Origin of the sequence: Microcoleus sp. D2_18a_D3, assembly GCF_036702455.1 — a bacterium.
Classification (GTDB): domain Bacteria; phylum Cyanobacteriota; class Cyanobacteriia; order Cyanobacteriales; family Microcoleaceae; genus Microcoleus.
The window spans coordinates 1-18137 of sequence record NZ_JAUBTK010000116.1; the positions used below are offsets into that span (position 1 = coordinate 1).

21 protein-coding genes and 1 tRNA gene are annotated in these 18137 nt (G+C 45.7%); 8 read left to right on the forward strand and 14 right to left on the reverse strand.

The window, feature by feature from the left end:
• Positions 1-233: 233 nt before the first annotated feature.
• From QUB06_RS31435 to QUB06_RS31460, 6 genes are all read right to left on the reverse strand, one after another.
• Entirely contained in the window at positions 234-650 is a 417-nt protein-coding gene (locus tag QUB06_RS31435; RefSeq protein ID WP_333438622.1) for an aspartyl protease family protein, read from the reverse strand.
• Between the two features lie 153 nt (positions 651-803).
• On the reverse strand, positions 804-1289 hold the full coding sequence (locus tag QUB06_RS31440) for a hypothetical protein (protein ID WP_333438623.1): 486 nt from the start codon (positions 1287-1289) through the stop codon (positions 804-806).
• Positions 1290-1310: 21 nt separating this feature from the next.
• Entirely contained in the window at positions 1311-2150 is an 840-nt protein-coding gene (locus QUB06_RS31445) for a hypothetical protein (protein WP_333438624.1), read from the reverse strand.
• Positions 2151-2245: 95 nt separating this feature from the next.
• Positions 2246-2725, reverse strand: a complete 480-nt coding sequence (locus QUB06_RS31450) for a hypothetical protein (protein WP_333438625.1) — start codon at positions 2723-2725, stop codon at positions 2246-2248.
• Between the two features lie 19 nt (positions 2726-2744).
• Positions 2745-4502: a serine/threonine-protein kinase gene (locus QUB06_RS31455; RefSeq protein ID WP_333438626.1), complete on the reverse strand. Its 1758-nt coding sequence runs from the start codon at positions 4500-4502 to the stop codon at positions 2745-2747.
• Between the two features lie 301 nt (positions 4503-4803).
• On the reverse strand, positions 4804-4953 hold the full coding sequence (locus QUB06_RS31460) for a hypothetical protein (RefSeq protein ID WP_333438627.1): 150 nt from the start codon (positions 4951-4953) through the stop codon (positions 4804-4806).
• 160 nt (positions 4954-5113) lie between these two features.
• Between QUB06_RS31460 and QUB06_RS31465 the strand changes: the two genes are divergently transcribed.
• From QUB06_RS31465 to QUB06_RS31475, 3 genes are all read left to right on the forward strand, one after another.
• On the forward strand, positions 5114-6544 hold the full coding sequence (locus QUB06_RS31465; protein ID WP_190660564.1) for a form I ribulose bisphosphate carboxylase large subunit: 1431 nt from the start codon (positions 5114-5116) through the stop codon (positions 6542-6544).
• Between the two features lie 136 nt (positions 6545-6680).
• Positions 6681-7091, forward strand: coding sequence for a RuBisCO chaperone RbcX (gene rcbX, locus QUB06_RS31470; RefSeq protein ID WP_333258351.1), 411 nt, complete (start codon positions 6681-6683; stop codon positions 7089-7091).
• A 44-nt stretch (positions 7092-7135) separates the two neighbouring features.
• Complete coding sequence (locus QUB06_RS31475) at positions 7136-7471, forward strand: ribulose bisphosphate carboxylase small subunit (RefSeq protein ID WP_006632945.1); 336 nt, start codon at positions 7136-7138, stop codon at positions 7469-7471.
• 122 nt (positions 7472-7593) lie between these two features.
• Here QUB06_RS31475 and QUB06_RS31480 read toward each other — a convergent pair whose 3' ends face one another.
• The 4 genes from QUB06_RS31480 to QUB06_RS31495 form a co-directional block, all read right to left on the reverse strand.
• Positions 7594-7971 carry a hypothetical protein gene (locus QUB06_RS31480; protein WP_333438628.1) on the reverse strand — a complete coding sequence of 126 codons (378 nt, stop codon included), beginning with the start codon at positions 7969-7971 and terminating at the stop codon, positions 7594-7596.
• 36 nt (positions 7972-8007) lie between these two features.
• Entirely contained in the window at positions 8008-8235 is a 228-nt protein-coding gene (locus tag QUB06_RS31485) for a hypothetical protein (RefSeq protein WP_333438629.1), read from the reverse strand.
• 168 nt (positions 8236-8403) lie between these two features.
• Entirely contained in the window at positions 8404-8637 is a 234-nt protein-coding gene (locus tag QUB06_RS31490) for a hypothetical protein (RefSeq protein WP_333438630.1), read from the reverse strand.
• A gap of 10 nt (positions 8638-8647) precedes the next feature.
• Positions 8648-9871, reverse strand: a complete 1224-nt coding sequence (locus tag QUB06_RS31495) for a hypothetical protein (protein WP_333438631.1) — start codon at positions 9869-9871, stop codon at positions 8648-8650.
• A gap of 254 nt (positions 9872-10125) precedes the next feature.
• On the opposite strand from QUB06_RS31495, the gene QUB06_RS31500 reads away from it, so the two are divergent.
• Positions 10126-10395, forward strand: coding sequence for a hypothetical protein (locus QUB06_RS31500; protein ID WP_333438632.1), 270 nt, complete (start codon positions 10126-10128; stop codon positions 10393-10395).
• Positions 10396-10501: 106 nt separating this feature from the next.
• Here QUB06_RS31500 and QUB06_RS31505 read toward each other — a convergent pair whose 3' ends face one another.
• Positions 10502-10876, reverse strand: coding sequence for a hypothetical protein (locus QUB06_RS31505; RefSeq protein WP_333438633.1), 375 nt, complete (start codon positions 10874-10876; stop codon positions 10502-10504).
• 371 nt (positions 10877-11247) lie between these two features.
• On the opposite strand from QUB06_RS31505, the gene QUB06_RS31510 reads away from it, so the two are divergent.
• A complete protein-coding gene (locus QUB06_RS31510) occupies positions 11248-11817 on the forward strand; it encodes a Uma2 family endonuclease (RefSeq protein WP_333402419.1) in 570 nt (189 codons plus the stop codon).
• A gap of 7 nt (positions 11818-11824) precedes the next feature.
• On the opposite strand, the gene ruvC is transcribed toward QUB06_RS31510, so the two are convergent.
• Positions 11825-12358, reverse strand: a complete 534-nt coding sequence (gene ruvC, locus QUB06_RS31515) for a crossover junction endodeoxyribonuclease RuvC (RefSeq protein ID WP_333438634.1) — start codon at positions 12356-12358, stop codon at positions 11825-11827.
• A 90-nt stretch (positions 12359-12448) separates the two neighbouring features.
• Complete coding sequence (gene bchI / locus QUB06_RS31520; protein WP_445251439.1) at positions 12449-13564, reverse strand: magnesium chelatase ATPase subunit I; 1116 nt, start codon at positions 13562-13564, stop codon at positions 12449-12451.
• Between the two features lie 228 nt (positions 13565-13792).
• Between bchI and QUB06_RS31525 the strand changes: the two genes are divergently transcribed.
• On the forward strand, positions 13793-14137 hold the full coding sequence (locus tag QUB06_RS31525; protein WP_333438635.1) for a hypothetical protein: 345 nt from the start codon (positions 13793-13795) through the stop codon (positions 14135-14137).
• A 112-nt stretch (positions 14138-14249) separates the two neighbouring features.
• Here QUB06_RS31525 and QUB06_RS31530 read toward each other — a convergent pair.
• A tRNA-Phe gene (locus tag QUB06_RS31530) sits at positions 14250-14322 on the reverse strand.
• Between the two features lie 133 nt (positions 14323-14455).
• On the opposite strand from QUB06_RS31530, the gene QUB06_RS31535 reads away from it, so the two are divergent.
• On the forward strand, positions 14456-17155 hold the full coding sequence (locus tag QUB06_RS31535) for a glycosyltransferase family 39 protein (protein ID WP_333438636.1): 2700 nt from the start codon (positions 14456-14458) through the stop codon (positions 17153-17155).
• An 89-nt stretch (positions 17156-17244) separates the two neighbouring features.
• A complete protein-coding gene (locus QUB06_RS31540) occupies positions 17245-18087 on the forward strand; it encodes a cobalamin-binding protein (protein ID WP_333438637.1) in 843 nt (280 codons plus the stop codon).
• Positions 18088-18137: the final 50 nt, after the last annotated feature.

Consider the following 18137-nt stretch of genomic DNA (forward strand, 5'->3'; position numbering starts at 1 on the left):
GTGTCCTGTGGTAACACAGGCATCGACTCTAATTGTAGGAGAGATGGTAGGGGACACTCTGCCATCGACTCTCTAACCTGATTCGTCCTTGTATAATTTGCGCTGTACAATTTGCGCGATGTAGGGGCGGGTTTTACCAACCATCTATGTTTAAAACTAAGTATATAGTAAACCCGCCCCCCTCATGCTAAAAGACAATGGGCAGTGTATTTATGGCAAAAACTCTAGGAATTTTACACGCGAATATAACTTTGGTTTCCCTCTGCAGGCAAAACAATCAACCGCTGATTTTTCAAGTCTGGTTCTAAACCCAAATCTTCTAGGGGAATTAAGCCGAGTAAAGGTTCTTCTCCTGCGGGAATTTCTACACAATCATACCTGCCTTCTCTTCCAGCTACGGCAAGAGTGACATCTTTGAACAGACGAAATTTTCTGGTTCCTATGGCCGTATGTCCGTCGATTTCACCTAGCATTGGCAAACCCAACTGACTGATAATATCTGCTGGTAAGCAGAGTCGAGTTGCGCCTGTATCGACTAAGACGTTATCGATGGTGATAGAGCGTATTTGCTCTGCGGGGATGAACCCTCTTTCTCCCATAATTTCATCGATGTGATTGGTGACGGTTATTGTTGCGGTGACTCGGCCCATTTTTTTACCCTTTTGTTTTGCTATAGAATGTTTCCGTTGCTTTTTGACGAAATTATCTACAATCTAGGCTGCATATTTTACATTTTAACAATATTTGTAACTAAAAGCGCTGTTGTTCTTTATTGTTGAAATTGTGTTGAGAATTGTTGCAAATTAATAGCAATAATGCTCTCTAATTATTAAATTACGAAGCTTATGCCATTCTTGTTTAGAAACATCTGCACGAGTTTTGTCACCCGATGGATCGCGGATATCCCAAATTGTATCTGCAATCCGATCCTCTTCGAGGGCTCCGCTAACGAGCGATCGCCCATGAGAACGATAATCGAAGTCCCAGAAAGCATCACCGACGCAATCTCCCTGTGTAGTAATCATTTCTCGATCCACTGTATTACGAATAGCATTCCATTCGCGGATGTAGGCAGAAGAATCGTCAGAACGCAATTTGCGGCCTCCTAATTGAGGATTCACTCTATAAAAAAACCAATCCGTAAACCTATCCACAGCTTGAGTGCGTGATTCATAATCGCGCGCTGTAGCACAGTCTAGATTGGAACCACCGAGTACAAGGGCTATAGCTAATGCACACACCCATAAAAACTTCGATTTTGACTTAATTGAAAGTGATTTAATTAGCACGATTAAACCCAATAAGAATTATCAATCTCCCCGATATCGCTGGTGATAAATCTTTTGTTGCCATCCATCTCTCGAACAAGAACTTCCTCCTGTTTTAGGTGCGAGAGTAGATAAACACCAATAAATTTTTCCATCAAAAATAACGCCTTTTTTGATAGATTGTAACTCAGACAGAGGTTGCCACGGCCGCTCGATATTAGACTCATCATAATATCGATATTGTTTTCCCTTTACCTCTAAACCCTGATCCGTACCTCCCAACCAATAACGACCTTCTTCAATTATGTTTGATGACGATTTTTGTTGATGGCTATCTGCCTTTTTCTCAATCCACCAATTCCTCACAAAACGTTTTGTATTTTCAGAACCTCTTGTCGTAGCGACTATAACTAGCACTTCTCCTTGTTGATTGATAAACTCAAAACGACAAGGCCCCTCTCCTGTACCAGAACAATCCTTAATCTCTTTATATCCCAAATCAAATAGCTCTTTAACCGAACGATCTCTGAGGTTGGGTTGACTTTGTAAGCTGGGCTGCCACCCTTGTTTAATCAGGATTTGACGCGCCTCTTTGTATGGCCTACCTTGTTGAAGAGGTATGTTTCTTGAAGCATTTACAGAATTTTCCATGCTGACTTGAACTTTTTTATTTAAAGCCTCGATTGTTGAATTTTCTTCGGGATTATTCAGGTAATTTTTTTTAGTTGTTGTATCGAGGTTTGCACTATTTATGCTGGGAACTTGTTGCTGTGGGGCAGCATCCGCCAAACTTGTATATCCAATGGCGATTAGTCCAAGCAAGGGTGCAATAATTCTGGTTGTAACAAGAGTGCGATCGCATATCCAACTTTTCATACTCATCGGTTTAAAACCTTTCTTTTTACAGAGTTGTGTAGAAATGACCTCTACTATAGGAATTATCTTCGATCAATGCTGCGGTGTAAGGCGATCGAATCTCACAGTCCACAATTGGAAATATACATTTCGCGTCGAATTGCTGACCATTCACTAATGCCGATCCGATCGCTTTTGGGAATTGGCTGTCCGGTTCGTTGAGGATGGCGACTGTAAAAAATTGTATCTGCAAGTAAATCGTAGGTTTGCTCGTAGGTTTCGCCGTTAATTGTCGTGAATTCCCATCCTGTCTCTTCTGGGGCTGGCCTAAAACAGACTTCTTGTACCGACTTGACTCGCGGATCGATCGCTTCGCGCAATCTCCGCCATTGATTGCTATATTCGCGATCGCCAGCTTGGAGTTTGCGATTGTTTAACTGAGGATTAACCCTGTAGAATAAGAAATCGGTCAATTGATCGACGGCTTGTTCTCGCGATTCGGCTTTGGCTATATTGGGGCTGCTGAGGACAAGGGCGATCGCCAGAACACCAACCATTGAAAATCTTGAGACAGACTTAATTGATAACCACTCGATTAGCATAGTGATTTGGTGTTAATTCCTACTTCCAGCCCAACCACCGGAGCACGGGCACAACTAAATAATGACTGACTCCCAAACAAAGCCCGATCGCACTTCCCAACAAACCAAAGAACACAATTGAACCCCAAACTTGCAGCCAGCCGAAGGTCACGTTAGAGAGTGACAAAATCCCAAAGAAACTCCCCGGAAAAATGTTCCAAGCATTCAGCAACAGAAACATTCCCGTAGAGAAAACAGCCACAACCAAAGCGTGAACTAATTGATGGCTCCGCAAACCCATTCCCACAGTCAAAGAGGCGATCGCAAAAGCTCCCAAAATAACCCCCTGCACACCGCTAGAAGCTGTTGCTTCCATCCAGCACAAACCCGCCAACAAATAACCCTGAGCTCCCATCAATCCAGACAGCCAATACTGTTTTTGCTGGCGAAAACTCCCCGCATCCGTCAAACCGATCGCAGTTCCGAACCCCGCAAATCCAAACAGCAGCACTTCCGGCCCGACAGCGAAAGTCATGTTAGGCATTAATTGCTGCAAACCTTCATTCAGAAAACTGGCAATTTCCGGGCCAATAGGCGAAGCATAACCCAAAACCAAACCGCCGATCGCCCCCGCACTTCCACCAACGGCACCCAGCACCATTTCCCAGCCGGTATCCAGAGAAGCTACCACGATTTGGGCGATCGCGCCGAACAGCACAACCGTCAAACTTGCGGTTTTTTGCGCCCCCGTCACCACTACTTGCCGACAGAATTCTAAAATAGCTTGGCCGATTGGGGCGATCGCGATTTTGCCCTTACTCCTAGCATAAATCTCCTGCAAACGCGCCCGAACATCGCCAGCCGTCGCCGGACGTTCCCGCACGTTCGATCGCACCATATCGTCCAACAAATTCGCCAAAGCCGGACTCACAGATACAATGTGGCGCCACCGCAACTCTCCCGTCATCGGATCTTCAATTTCCGCCGGATATTTCCCCGTCAGCAAGTGAATGCAAGTCCGCCCCAGGGCATAAAAATCCGTTGCCGGCACCACACCACCGCCCACAATTTGTTCCGGCGGACTGTACCCGGGCGAAATCAACCGCGTCGAACTCGGAGAATCTTTCCCCACCGGTTCGACACCGCCCATCTGTTTAACTCCCCCAAAGTCGATCGTCACCAATTGCAGTCCGCCCAAACCCTTGTTAAGCAAAACTTGGGGCGATTCGGGATCTCGCAGCATCAAATTTGAGGGTTTAATGTCGCGGTGAATAATCTGAGACCTGTGCAACTCCTCTAAAATTTCCACAGCTTGACTCAGCCAACTAAACACCCATTCCTGCGGACATCCTTGAGGGTGCTCGTCGAGAACTTCTTCTAAAGTTTTGCCGTGAATCTTTTCCATTACCAAACAAGGCAGCCGCTTCGCCGCAGGATTTCCCTCGCCGCCTGCAAAATTTTGCGTTTGGACGTGAAAATAACCGTCAGGATCGACTCTAGGGACGCCGGGGTGCCGCAAACGTGCCAAAACCCAAGCTTCTTGCTCGAACAGTTTCAGCGCTTTCGGGGCAGTTTCGAGCAACACTTTCAGAACGCGCTCGGTTTGAGTTTCTTTGTCCCAAACTGTGAAAATCGCTGCAAAACCCCCGGAAGCGAGGCTTTCTAGAGGCACATAGCGATTTTTTAGCTGCAGCGGAGCCCCGCAACTATGACAAAAATTGTTGCCCCAAGTCTGAGGGTAGGGCCTTGGGCAATCTGGATTGATGCAGTGAACGGCTTTTGAAGGGGGGTGAGGCACAACCAGAGTAAAAATGGGGCTAAATATCCATAGTAGACTTACGCGCCGCTAACGCAGAAACCCGGTTTTCAGCGAGGTTAAATGGCTGTAACGACGGATTTGGTTTGAGAGCACAAGTCCTGTCCATATTATGTGCTATGCTGTCGATTTTTGAGTTGGCGGTCTGGAAGTCACGGGATTTTAGATTGTAGATTTTGGATTTGGGATTTTAGATTGCATACTGGATTGCAGTTGAGATCGATCTTAACTCCCAACCACAACTTTAGGTATTTCTAACTACTTCCCTCTGCCCCATTACCCATTACCAATTCTGATTTTTCAGTATTAAATTCTTTACATAAACCGTATTGATCCGCTGTTCGGCTTGCTGCACCATATCTTTCGATCGAGCGAAATTCCCCCCCACTCTGCGATCCCCAGCCTTTCCTCCTGCATCCTTCGCCACCGCCATTTCATAAGATATGTTACAAATATTTTCCTAATGTAAAGCAAAATAAACAATACTTATGATGATTAAAAGAATATTAAAATCTCAGCGCGCCACTTTATTGATATATTTTTAACAGCCTGCGATCGGGCAAAAAAATTAAGCGAATACTAGGAAGCGAGATATGGCTTACGCGCAAACCCAAACTCAATCAAAGGCTGGGTATAAAGCCGGAGTTCAAGACTATAAACTAACGTATTACACGCCGGACTACACCCCAAAGGATACAGATGTTTTGGCGGCTTTCCGGGTAACACCGCAGCCGGGAGTACCCCCAGAAGAAGCAGGCGCTGCTGTGGCTGCTGAATCTTCCACAGGTACATGGACAACTGTGTGGACTGACCTCCTGACCGACCTCGACCGCTACAAAGGTCGCTGCTACGACATCGAGCCAGTTCCCGGTGAAGACAACCAATATATCTGCTTCATTGCTTATCCTTTGGATTTGTTTGAAGAAGGTTCAGTCACCAACTTGCTGACCTCTTTGGTGGGTAACGTGTTCGGTTTCAAAGCTCTGCGCGCTCTGCGGTTGGAAGACTTGCGGATTCCCATTGCTTACCTGAAAACCTTCCAAGGCCCTCCTCACGGTATTACCGTTGAGCGGGACAAATTGAACAAGTACGGCCGTCCTTTGCTGGGTTGTACAATTAAGCCCAAATTGGGTCTGTCTGCTAAGAACTACGGCCGTGCCGTTTATGAAGTTCTGCGCGGCGGTTTGGACTTCACCAAAGACGACGAAAACATCAACTCGCAACCGTTCATGCGCTGGCGCGATCGTTTCTTGTTCGTTCAAGAAGCTATTGAAAAAGCCCAAGCAGAAACCGGCGAAGTCAAGGGTCACTACCTCAACGTAACTGCCCCTACCTGCGAAGAAATGATGGAGCGGGCTGAGTTCGCGAAGGAAATCAAAACCCCCATCATCATGCACGACTACCTGACCGGTGGTTTCACTGCAAACACCACCTTGGCTAAATGGTGCCGCCGCAACGGTATTTTGCTGCACATTCACCGCGCCATGCACGCAGTTATCGACCGTCAGAAAAACCACGGTATCCACTTCCGCGTGCTTGCCAAGTGCTTGCGGATGTCCGGCGGCGACCACCTGCACTCCGGTACAGTTGTGGGTAAACTCGAAGGCGAAAAAGGCATCACGATGGGCTTCGTAGACTTGATGCGCGAAGACCACATCGAAGAAGACCGCAGCCGCGGTATTTACTTCACCCAAGATTGGGCCTCCATGCCCGGTGTCATGCCGGTTGCTTCTGGTGGTATCCACATCTGGCACATGCCGGCTTTGGTGGAAATCTTCGGCGACGACTCCTGCTTACAGTTCGGCGGCGGCACCTTGGGCCACCCTTGGGGTAATGCACCTGGTGCAACTGCTAACCGCGTTGCTTTGGAAGCTTGCGTCCAAGCTCGTAACGAAGGCCGCAACTTGATGCGCGAAGGCGGCGACGTAATTCGCGAAGCTTGCAAATGGTCTCCTGAACTCGCTGTTGCTTGCGAACTCTGGAAAGAAATCAAGTTTGAGTTCGAGGCAATGGATACCCTTTAAGGATTTTTGGTTTGAGATTTTAGGTTTTAGGTAGCAAACTTGCTGTGGAGTCTTTATCTTTGAAGAAGATTTACAAGTAAGTTTGCATCCAAAATCTAAAATCCAAAATCTAAAATTTGAGGGAGCTGGGGTCAAAATGGATCTCAAACAAGTTGCGAAAGACACCGCTAAGGTGCTGGCAAGTTACCTAACCTATCAATCCGTGCGGATGGTGGTAGCTCAGTTGAGCGAAACCAATCCTCCTCTGGCAATCTGGTTGAATGAGTTTTCCACTAAGGGCAAAATCCAAGATGGAGAAGCATACATTCAAGAGTTGCTTTTGGAAAATCAAGATTTAGGCTTTCGGATCATGACTGTGCGAGAGTATCTGGCTCACGATGTGACAGAATATTTGCCAGAAATGGTTTGTACTGGCATTCAACAGGCGAATATGGAACACAGACGCCAGCATTTAGAGCGAACTACGCAACTTAATTGGTCTGTTTCTAGCAGTAATCCTGAAACATCAATAGATTCTGAACCGAATCTGGATAATTTGTCGAGTTAATCGATCGACAAGTGCGATCGAACACACACCTTAGAGATACAAAAATGAAGACTTTACCTAAAGAGCGTCGTTACGAAACTCTGTCCTATTTGCCCCCGCTGACAGACGCGCAAATTGCCAAGCAACTCCAGTACATCTTGGATCAAGGCTACATTCCCGGCGTAGAATTCAACGAAACCTCTGCCGCTGAAATGCGCTACTGGACTCTGTGGAAGTTGCCTTTGTTTGGTGCTCGCAGCGTCCAAGAAATCATGACAGAAGTTCAAGCTTGCCGTCAAGATAATCCTAGTTGCTACATCCGCGTCATGGGTTTTGACAACGTGAAGCAATGCCAAGTGCTCAGCTTCATCGTCCACAAGCCGAACACCAGAGGCTACTAAAAAGTATTGGCTGACTAATCTAACTTTTAGGTTAACAGTCATTGCAGATTGGAGGCGGGGAATTTTCTCTGCCTCTTTTTTTATGTTTGTACTAAGGACTTTAGTCCTTCTTCTTCCTTCTGCTATAGCTTACAAATAGCTTTTAAAACTTGCAGCAACAAAATTGAAGGTTCGGACTCCATCAAAGTCAGAAAAGGCATTAGCTGATAGGTTGGGGGATTTCCTCTGCGGATATTGACAAACTGATAAAACTCTCCGCTAGTTGCCAATCCCCAAACAGACTCTTGATATTCTAAACTTTTAGAGGCGTAAGTTAGAAGTTGGGGCAAACCAGCGCGGGGAGCAATTAGACTATTTTTAGATTCTATTACTAAAACCCAAAATGGTATATCAGCGGCAATTTGTTTCTCTTTATTGATTGCTAAAATGTCAAATCTGCCTGTAATCGTTGTGTCTTTATCTTCTATAGTTATGTTAGCAATGTCTTCTTCTAGACTCATCTTGATTGGGCGGCGGTAGAAGCCACCCAATCGCATTCAGGGAAAGGTAGTTAAAGCTTGTACCAGTCCTTCAGAGACTCTTTCCACTGAGAGGTATTCGCGAAAATCGTTGCGGATTTGGGCGAGTTCTAACTGTTCTATCTCTGTTAAGGATTCTAAGGATAAAAAATTTGTGTACGTGTCATTATTAAGCTGATCTTGGAATTTCAAAAATTGACTGACTTCACCGAGCATTATATTTTTGGCGTTAATAGTTATTGTCATGTTTGATAGTTATTAAATTTTTAGTTATAATTATAACATAGAAATTGTGATAGTCAATTTGTACCATTTTTAGGAACAGGCATCTTGCCTGTTCCACGACATATTAAATTTTTTGTGGGGCGGGCATCTTGCCCGCCCATGAAAGTGACAAATGGGATAACTGCGAACCTAATCTATCCTTTCCATCACAATTCCATCAACTATTTCATAACCCCAATTAGAGTTGCGATTTGCCAACTGCTCGGCCATATCGCATTCGCCTAAATTGCAGAGTTCAACTAACTTTTGATATGCTTCATCTCTTTCTCGCTGCAACCTTTGCCCTCGCAGTTTTTCTCTCTCTTGCTCAGAAGGATTTGGTCGCTCTTCCCCCAGCGGATTGATCTCGCTAATTTGTTTCATATCAGCCTCATTAAAAAGGGATTGATTCGACTATTTCATCGTCAACTATTTCGTATCCCCAGTCTGGGTTTGCAGCGATTTGTTTTTCTACTATACTTCGGCCTAGAGGAGTTTGGTAAGCTTTTTGCAAAGAGGAAATACTGGGGATTTCGGCGGCGGTTGGCAGCTCTTTTTGCTCTAGTTTTGGCGGTTCAGCAATTGTTTCAGATGTGGATTGATTGAGGGTTAATTGCGGCGCGATCGCCCCTAATTTCCGCATAACGCTATCCTTGGTGATTCGCTGTTTTTCGTTGAAGGAAGACGGCAGATATGGTGTGTCAACGCCCTGGTTTTTGGCTTTTAGTGCATCATCAGCAATACGATCGCACTTTCGCAGAAATCCCTCCCACAAATCTTTGCCCAAAACCGGGTTTCTCAAATCAGCACGGGCTTTAGAGACTGCTGCTTCTAGCGGTTCGCCTTTGTGCACGTAATACTGAATTCGCTCTTCTTCAAAAGCAGGATAAGGCACTTCTGGTTCGATTTCCCAATCTCGCTTAACTTTCTGACTTTCTCCTAAAGGAATTCCCGCGATAAATTCATCCCAAAAAGTCGAGGTTAAGCCTTTTGTCATGCTGTCAATAATTTTAAATGCCCATCCAGAAGGATTGCCAAATCCTAAGTTGCGCTCTTGAGCATAGGCTTCTAAGGCTCGTTGAAAATTGTGCAGTTCTTCTTGGGAATTCCAAGGGCCGCTAAATCGGTAATTCGGGGTGACAGCAACGGCTATTTGCTGGCGGGGTTGCCCGAAATATTTGTCGGTTTTAACTACATGATTTGGGGGTGATGTTTCGCGGAAAATTTCTACAGGGTGATTGTTATTTTCGCGACTTATCGGTGTTATAATATCTGGCGGATTCGGTGTCCAAAAGTTATTGAGTTTTTCCTCGAAAGCGTCAATGTCCGCCCAGAGTTCTAGGGTGTCCGTGTTGGGATTTGTTAATTTTTCTTTCAGGAGCGATCGCACTTTTAGCAGGCGTCTCGCGAGTTCTTGTTCTTCGCGATTTAAACCGGTGGCTTTTTCAATTTCGTTGCTGTTGGTTTTAACCCATTCGCCGGAGTTGGACTTTTGTGATTGCCATTGCAATAATTGGCAAAGAAAAATGCTCGCCGCGACTCCGCCGGTAATTGTGGCGAGTTTGGGATAGTAAATGGCGGGGTTTCCGAGATTTCCTAAAAATATTCCTATTTTCATTTTGTATATTCTTAATTCTCTTGAATCTTAGGGTTATTATTGGCGCAGCTTAGCTTGAATTCTAGGGGGCGCATCGGGGCAGCTTACCTCGACTAAACTAGCATGGGGAAACTTAAGATTTTCTTTAAGCTTCTGTCTATTCCTGACTGAATGGAGTTTCTAGAGTAAAAACGGGGATCGCTTATTCGATCGCCTGATTGACAGGACTGAGTTAAACGTAATAATAAATTATTTACTGTAGAGCTTCTGCCAAAATGAATCCAGAACGCCAAGAGGCTTATTTGAACTTAATCGAGCGAGTGCTTACCTGTCCCAACGGCCAAGAGCCAGAGGTTTTGAGTTCGCGTTCCGATTTAATTGATGCGGGATTTGTGCAAATGCTAATCCAGATATCGGCTTCAATGGCGCGCGAAGGTGACGAAGATACTGCTAATTTTTTAGTGCAACTTGCTCGTTTGCTGGGGAAATCTTTGGGTTTGTCGCCGGATTTGAGGTCGGGCGGCTACAGTAGTGCAAAGGGGTAGAGAAGAGTTGCGATCGCCTCGTTGTATCATGTTTTGAGAAATGAGGGCGATTCCCTACCCTTTGGGATAGCTTCGCTTCACCTAATTTTTAAATGCAGCGATGGCTTTACAGTTTATATTCGAGAGGCTCGCAAAAATCATTCACCCCAGTTTTAAATACATAAATAATTACCGATGTCACCAAAATCTCCGGGCAAATTTTTGCTGCAACTAAATCTCTAAAGGCTGCATTCAATTGTCCGTTGGTCAACTCTTCTTTAACCTCTGATTTGCAGATAGCAACGCGGCATCTTTTGGCTAATCCGTCTAACCAATTTTCTGATATATTCGGTTCTTGTCCGGCTTGAATTGCTAGAGATATCGCTGCATCTTCGATGTTACCTTCGCAATCTTCGATTGCGTCTAGGGCTTTTAGGGCTTCGGGATATTCGGCTAATTGCGAGCGAAACTGGGCAATTTGTTGGGAGGTAATAATCATCATATTATTTTCCTGTGTTCTCGGCTGGCGGGATAAGTTTAGCAATTAAAGTGGATATTATAGCATTTTTTGGAGTGAAGGTGGAATTGGGCGATCGAACCTCATTACATTTTCAACTAATATTTTGGACTTCGCAATAGTCCGCCTGGGGCTTGAACCCGTGTCAAAGCTTAAGTGCTCTGACATAGGAATGATGTTAAATGCGCTCGATATATGGCATTGACGCCCTAGCCCGCCTGGGGTTTAAACCCATTTCAAAGCTTAACTGTTTTTGCAGAGGACTGATGTTAAATTAGATTAGTTTCGTCGATTTTTGACAAAAAGCAGCGCTAAAATAGGTTTGCAGAACTCATATTTCTAGGGAGTTGGGAAAAATGACAACCGTTACTTTAAACTTAGATACTGTCGAACTAACAGACGAACAGTTTTACCGTTTATGCCAGATGAATCGAGATTGGCAATTTGAACGGACTGCTAAAGGAGAAATTATCATTATGTCACCAGTAGGCGGAGTCAGCGGCAATCGAGAAGCCGATTTAATTGGCTTGGTTTGGATGTGGAATCAACAAACGCAGCTAGGGAGAGTGTTTAGTTCTTCGACAATTTTTCGATTGCCCAATAATGGCGATCGATCGCCTGATGCGGCTTGGGTTAGCTTGGAAAGATGGTCTGCTTTAACGGATGAACAACAAGAGAAATTTCCGCCGATTTGTCCTGATTTTGTCATAGAATTGCGCTCGCGCACAGACCCGCTGCGGCCGCTTCAGGAGAAAATGCAGGAATACCTAAACAGCGGCTTGCGCTTGGGTTGGCTAATTAATCCTCAAGACGAACAAGTAGAAATTTATCGCCCTTCTCGCGAAGTAGAGATTGTACAATTTCCTGTAAGTTTATCGGGAGAAGATGTCTTGCCCGGATTTGTGCTTAATTTGCCCATGATTTGATATTGCATCAAACTTTTTCTGTTTCCAACTGTATTTTCTTCGGACAAATATCATCATCGTACCAACCCGTCAAAGCCACCGCCAAAGCATCCGCCGCATCGTCGGGTTTCGGAATATAACCTAACTCCAACTCCCGCGCCACGGCCTCTTGCACTTCAGATTTATCCGCATTACCGCGCCCGGTCAAAGCTTGCTTAATTTGAGCCGGCGTAAACTCGAATAACGGCACTCCACACTGCGCCAATACTAGCGTCAAAACGCCCCGCGCTTGCGCTACCAGTATGGTATTTCCCATCTTGTAAAAGAACAGTTTTTCGGCAATTGCTACATCAGGCTTAATCTGTTCAATTACCTCGTGCAAATCATCGTAAATTGTTTTCAACCGCTGTCCCATTTCCTGTTTGGGCGTTGTTTGTATGACGCCGCAATCAATCATGGAAACCAAGTTTTCATCTTGTTTGCCGGGGACAACTTGACAGCAAATTGCCCCGTAGCCGAGATTTGCTAAGCCGGGATCTAATCCTAAAATTCGTTTTTCCATTGCCAGAATTAGTAATTGGAACTGGGGAAGGAGGCCTTAAAAATTTGGGAAATGTTTCCTCACCACCCATTACCAATTACCAATTATTAATTACCCCTCAGTTGTTTCTAGGCCGAATACCCGATCGAACACTTTAGTCACTTTATAGCCCGAATCTATTGATTCTAGCGGGTCTTTCCGCAACCTGTGCCGCAAACACAGAGTCATCACCCGGCGAATATCGTCCACAGTTACCTCTGTGCGGCATTCCAAAGCCGTGAAAGCTTTCGCAGCCCGATTCGTCACCAAATCGCCCCGCAGCCCGTCTACGTCCAATTCCGCGCAAACTTGGGAGATTTTCACCCGCAACTCTCGATCGATAGTTACCGATTTCAATCTTTCCTGGGCTTCCACCAACTTCTGCTGCATCTCATCTTGTTCGCGCTGATATTTCGCGAGAAACTCCGCCGGATTTTGGTCAAAACTCGATCGCTGTTCGACAATTTCCACTCTTAAATTCGGGTCTTTTACAGTCCGAATTTCTGCGTGCATCCCGAATCTGTCGAGCAACTGCGGCCGCAATTCTCCTTCTTCTGGATTCCCGGAACCGATTAAAATAAACTTAGCCGGGTGGCGGATCGAAATGCCTTCTCTTTCAACCGTATTCCAACCGCTGGCGGCCGAGTCGAGCAAAACATCGACTAAATGATCGTCGAGCAAATTGACTTCATCAACGTACAGAATGCCGCGGTTAGCTTTAGCTAAAAGCCCGGGTTCAAAAGCTTTAACACCTTCTGACAAAGCTTTCTCGATGTCGATCGTACCGCAAACTCGGTCTTCGGTCGCGCCCAAAGGTAAATCTACCATTTGGACTTTTTTGCGGGCGATTTTAATGTCATTTTGAGACATAGTGCGATCGCGCACCTCGTCGCTCATCAAATCTGGATCGGTGGGATGACTGTTAAAAGGATCGTCAGCCACCACCTCAATTTCCGGCAGCAAATCAGTGAGGGCGCGGATTGTGGTAGATTTGCCAGTACCTCGATCGCCCATAATCATCACCCCGCCAATTTTGGGATCGATGACATTCAACAGCAGCGCCAGTTTCATCTCCTCCTGGCCAACAATTGCAGTGAAGGGAAAAACAGCGCGACGGGCTGCGGTAGCGGTAACGGTTGGTAGAACGCCCGCATTCAGGGTATTGCTGACTTCGGCAGTAGGACTCACAGGATAACTCAAAATATAATAATTGCTTGTTTATTGTAGGGGATAAGGGATTGTCTGGGGCGATTCCCTACCCTTCGGGAACGCTTCGCGAACGGGATAGCTTCGCACGCGCGTAGTTGTAGGATTCCCACAGAGCACTGAGCCCCTTCAACAGGATAACGAGTACGAGTGTTTATTTAAAAAAAGTTTCAATCAACTTGGCACATCCGGCACTGTGCAGCAATTTTTATGGACGATCGCACTGCCCAGAAAGTAGCGCTATTGTTAGAAAAGGGATTTGTGTCAGCGAGACTCCCGGAGATTTTTATGAATATTACTTTGAGTCCTGAGCAGGTGAAATTGATCGAAGCGCAATTAGCATTGGGGCAGTTTAGCTCGCCGGAAGAGGTGATTACAAAAGCCCTCCAGACTTTGACTCAAACACGCCAGCATTATTGGGAGTGGGTGGAGGAGGTGCGCTCTTCGGTGGAGGAAGCGGAGGCGGAACTATCGCGGGGTGAGGGAATCCCCTTAGAGACTGCCATCGAGCAATTGCAGGAAAAGTTTCGCAAGGCACGAGAGGTTCACGGATGAGTCGATGCTTTGTCTCTCCCACAGCAAGCCGAGACTTAAATGCCATTGGTCATTATTTTGTTGGCTCAAGTTTCCCAAATAAAAAGCCCTCAACTTTGTGAGGGCTTTGCGATGCCAGGAACGAGACTTGAACTCGTGACACGTGGATTTTCAGTCCACTGCTCTACCAACTGAGCTATCCCGGCTTGTTTTTTCGCGCTTTACTATCTTAGCAGACACATACAGAATTTAGCAAGCACTTTTCTCAATTAATTTTTCGATCGCCCGGAACCGCCCGCCTGTAAGCTAAAAGCTGCAACCTAAAATCCAAGAACCGCAATGGCACAGCAACATCGGGACAGCGAGGGCAAGAGTCTGCTTGTCTTGGGCATAATTTGGCTGCTGGGGGCAATTAGCGATCGCCTCTGGTTTGCCCTCGATCGATCTGTCCCGGCGTGGGATCAAGCAGACTACCTGACTAGCAGCCTGAAATACTTGCAGGCGTTGCAGCATCCTCAGTGGTTTTCCGGGGAGTGGTGGACAAACTTCTGGCTGCTTTCGACGAAAATTCCGCCCTTGGCATACATCTTAACGGTTCCGTTTCTTCAGGTTTTCGGTACTGGGGGCGATCGGGCAACCCTCGTTCATCTATTATTTAGTGCTATTCTCCTCGCTTCAGTCTACAGTCTGGGCGTCCAATTATTTAACCGGCAAGTCGGTTTGTGGGCCGCTGCTATTTGCGTTTTGTTACCGGGACTTTATCGGTTCCGCTTGCAATTTTTGCTCGACTATCCCCTCACTGCGGCGATTACTTTTGCTTTCTATTGTCTGACAATGTGGAAGCAGGAATCAGGAAGGCACGACACGGATTTTGACACGGATACACGGATGAATTATGGAGGAGAAGGAGAAATAAGGAAGAAGGAATCAGGAAGGCACGACACGGATTTTGACGCGGATACACGGATGAATTATGGAGGAGAAGGACAATTTTTTTCTCTTTCTCGATCGTCTTGGTTTTGGGCGATCGCCTTTGGAATTTCTCTCGGCTTATCAATATTAGTTAAACACACTACCGTATTATTTCTGTTTACCCCGATTGTGTGGCTGGCTGTGGGTGCTGTGCGGCAAAAAGCTTGGGGGAGATTAGGTCAATTAACTGGTGCTTTGTTGCTGTCGGTGGCGGTGTTTGGCCCGTGGGCGAAAACCAATTGGCTGTTAATTTTGACCGGGGGAAAACGGGCAACGCTGGATTCTGCGATCGCCGAAGGAGATCCGGCCCTCAATACGATCGACGCTTGGATTTACTACGGTCAACACTTACCCGAACACATTTCTTGGCCTTTGTTACTTATTCCGTTAGTGGGATTGATACTTTATTGGCGTCGTCGGCAAGATAGTTCGTCAATCTTTTATCTCAACTCCTGTCGCTGGCTGGCTGTTTTCTGGGGAGGAGCTTATTTAATTAATTCTCTAAATATCAACAAAGACGACCGATATGTGATACCTTATTTGCCAGTTGTATCTATTTTCTTAGCCTACTGTTTAACGCTGTGGCCTTCTCGGTGGGGACGACAAATTCGGTGGGGTACAATGGGCTTGGCAATTCTGGCAATGCTATTCCATATCTTGCCGCTGGGAGATGCTCTGGGAAATAGCTTAGCCCAAATTATCAGTCCCGGCAATTCTAACTATCCTTACTTGGGGAAAGAGTGGCCGCACCGAGAGGTAATTGCCGAAATTATTGATAGGGAACCTTATTTGCAATCTACTTTAGGCGTGTTGCCTTCGACGCCGGAAATTAACCAGCATAATTTAAATTTTTACGGTGCTTTAGCGAATTTTCAGGTTTACGGGCGGCAGGTGGGAACGAATTTAAAACAAGTGCCGCAAGATGTGCGATCGCTCTCTTGGTTCGTAACTAAAAGTGGCCCGCAAGGTTCGATTCGCGAACGGATTAAAAAAGCTCAAAATGCAGCGGTTTCGGCAATTGAAAAAGGTGATAAGTTTGAGTTAGATAAAACTTGGGTTTTGCCCGATTATACTAATTTAAATCTTTATCGCAAGCGAGTGCAGCCTGTCGAAATACAGCCGTTGAACGAAGCGCGATCGCAAGTACAATTAGATCGAGTTACTGTCGCTGGAAAAGCAGTTCCCGGAGTCGCGCTGCCGGTTACTTATACTTGGTCTGGGCCTTGGCAGCAGTTACAGTCTGGTTTAGTGTTGGTAACGTGGCAAAATCAGCAGTCTGCCAATATTCCACCGGGACAGACTTTAAGGATTTTACACGATCGCGCGATCGCCCAGGGGACTTTGCATCCGGGGATGCTGGAAGCGGATAAATTTGTTGTGGGGTTTCGAGTTGTCGATCGCACGGCGATGCTTCCTCCTGCTAATATTGCACCGGGAACTTACAATCTGCAAGCTACTTATCTAAATCGGAAAACCGGCGAAACTTATCCGATTAATGTGCCAGCAGTGAGTGTTAAAATCGAGGCAGAGCCTCGGGATATGCGTTTCCAGGCAGAGCCTGGGAACGAGAATAATACAGATAAGCCTGAGTTAGATTTGGCGACTCAATTGCGGGCGATGGCGGTTAATTTACCCAAAGGATTGCCCGGTTTAGAACCCGTGTTCGAGCAGATTGGGCGCATCAATCAGTACGATCCAATTCAAGATTATACCGTGCAAGCGGAACAATCGTTAGAATATCGGTTGCAGCAGGAACCAAATAATCTCGAATTGGCTTATGCTTTGGCATTTTCTAGAGTATTGCAGCAGAATGTCAAAAGTGCGATCGTCGCGTTAGAAAAAGTCACTCAACTCGACTCAAAAAACCCTTACGCTTACGCATATCTCGCTTTCGTACACCTGTACGGCTGGCATCCCAAAGCCGCTCAAATAGCCTTAAAACCTGCTCTCGCTCTCAACTCCAATCTACCGGAAATTAGAATTTTAAACGGTGTAGCTGCTCTGATGCAAGGTAATCTCATTCAAGCATGGCAAGATTTGCAATACTTAAAAAAAATAAAAATTTAACAATCCCTTTTATTGTGGCACGGGCGTCCCGCCTGTGCTGATAAATCTGTAAAGCCTGTGCTGATAAATCTGTAAAAAACAGAAAACCAATGAACCAACCAAGAATAATCTCTCTAATTCCCAGCGCCACCGAAATTGTAGCACTTTTAGGATTAACCGATGCAATTGTGGGCCGTTCCCACGAATGCGACTATCCCCCAGAAATCCAAAATTTACCTGTTTGCACTCAGCCTAAATTTAATCCCGAAGGAACTAGCAGCGAAATTCACAACCGCGTGACAGAATTGTTGCAAAATGCGCTGAGTGTCTATAAAGTAGAAATAGATACTTTGGAAAAATTGCAGCCAACTCACATTATTACTCAAGCTCAATGTGAAGTCTGCGCTTGTTCTCTAACAGAGGTTGAACAAGCGGTAAGCACGCTGGTAAATAGTAAGCCGGAAATTATTTCTTTGCAGCCGAATCTGCTAGCAGAAATCTGGACGGATATTCAGCGAGTTGCTGATGCTTTGGGCGTAAATGGCAAAAGTGCGATCGACCTTTTGCAATCCCGCATCGATGCTATTATCTCCCAAACACAAGCATCATCTATTCTTACCACAAAAGAGAGACTTCCCAAAGTAGCCTGCATCGAGTGGATTGAGCCTTTGATGGCTGCCGGTAACTGGATTCCCGAATTAGTGGCAATGGCGGGAGGCAATTCGCTGTTTGGAATTGTCGGGGAACATTCCCCTTGGTTAAAATGGGAATCGCTAGTAGAAGCTAATCCCGATGTAATTATTTTCATGCCTTGCGGCTTTGATTTAAACCGCACTCGCAGCGAAGCAATGCAAATAACTAAATACGCAGAATGGGCTAATTTGCAAGCAGTAAAAACTGGGAAAGTTTACATAACGGACGGCAATTCTTATACCATTTTTTTAAAGATGTGATAGAGATAAAGCCTGTAAAATCCAGGACCATCCGGTGAGAAATCCAATGA

Coding starts and splice junctions, on each gene's coding strand:
- QUB06_RS31435 (WP_333438622.1), bottom strand. CDS start 650: ATGGGCCGAGTCACCGCAACAATAACCGTCACCAATCACATCGATGAA.
- QUB06_RS31510 (WP_333402419.1), top strand. CDS start 11,248: ATGACAACCGTTACTTTAAACTTAGATACTGTCGAACTAACAGACGAA.
- QUB06_RS31450 (WP_333438625.1), bottom strand. CDS start 2,725: ATGCTAATCGAGTGGTTATCAATTAAGTCTGTCTCAAGATTTTCAATG.
- QUB06_RS31480 (WP_333438628.1), bottom strand. CDS start 7,971: ATGAGTCTAGAAGAAGACATTGCTAACATAACTATAGAAGATAAAGAC.
- QUB06_RS31505 (WP_333438633.1), bottom strand. CDS start 10,876: ATGATGATTATTACCTCCCAACAAATTGCCCAGTTTCGCTCGCAATTA.
- QUB06_RS31485 (WP_333438629.1), bottom strand. CDS start 8,235: ATGACAATAACTATTAACGCCAAAAATATAATGCTCGGTGAAGTCAGT.
- QUB06_RS31475 (WP_006632945.1), top strand. CDS start 7,136: ATGAAGACTTTACCTAAAGAGCGTCGTTACGAAACTCTGTCCTATTTG.
- QUB06_RS31535 (WP_333438636.1), top strand. CDS start 14,456: ATGGCACAGCAACATCGGGACAGCGAGGGCAAGAGTCTGCTTGTCTTG.
- QUB06_RS31445 (WP_333438624.1), bottom strand. CDS start 2,150: ATGAGTATGAAAAGTTGGATATGCGATCGCACTCTTGTTACAACCAGA.
- QUB06_RS31525 (WP_333438635.1), top strand. CDS start 13,793: ATGGACGATCGCACTGCCCAGAAAGTAGCGCTATTGTTAGAAAAGGGA.
- QUB06_RS31460 (WP_333438627.1), bottom strand. CDS start 4,953: ATGGCGGTGGCGAAGGATGCAGGAGGAAAGGCTGGGGATCGCAGAGTG.
- ruvC (WP_333438634.1), bottom strand. CDS start 12,358: ATGGAAAAACGAATTTTAGGATTAGATCCCGGCTTAGCAAATCTCGGC.
- rcbX (WP_333258351.1), top strand. CDS start 6,681: ATGGATCTCAAACAAGTTGCGAAAGACACCGCTAAGGTGCTGGCAAGT.
- QUB06_RS31540 (WP_333438637.1), top strand. CDS start 17,245: ATGAACCAACCAAGAATAATCTCTCTAATTCCCAGCGCCACCGAAATT.
- QUB06_RS31490 (WP_333438630.1), bottom strand. CDS start 8,637: ATGAAACAAATTAGCGAGATCAATCCGCTGGGGGAAGAGCGACCAAAT.
- QUB06_RS31500 (WP_333438632.1), top strand. CDS start 10,126: ATGAATCCAGAACGCCAAGAGGCTTATTTGAACTTAATCGAGCGAGTG.
- QUB06_RS31495 (WP_333438631.1), bottom strand. CDS start 9,871: ATGAAAATAGGAATATTTTTAGGAAATCTCGGAAACCCCGCCATTTAC.
- QUB06_RS31465 (WP_190660564.1), top strand. CDS start 5,114: ATGGCTTACGCGCAAACCCAAACTCAATCAAAGGCTGGGTATAAAGCC.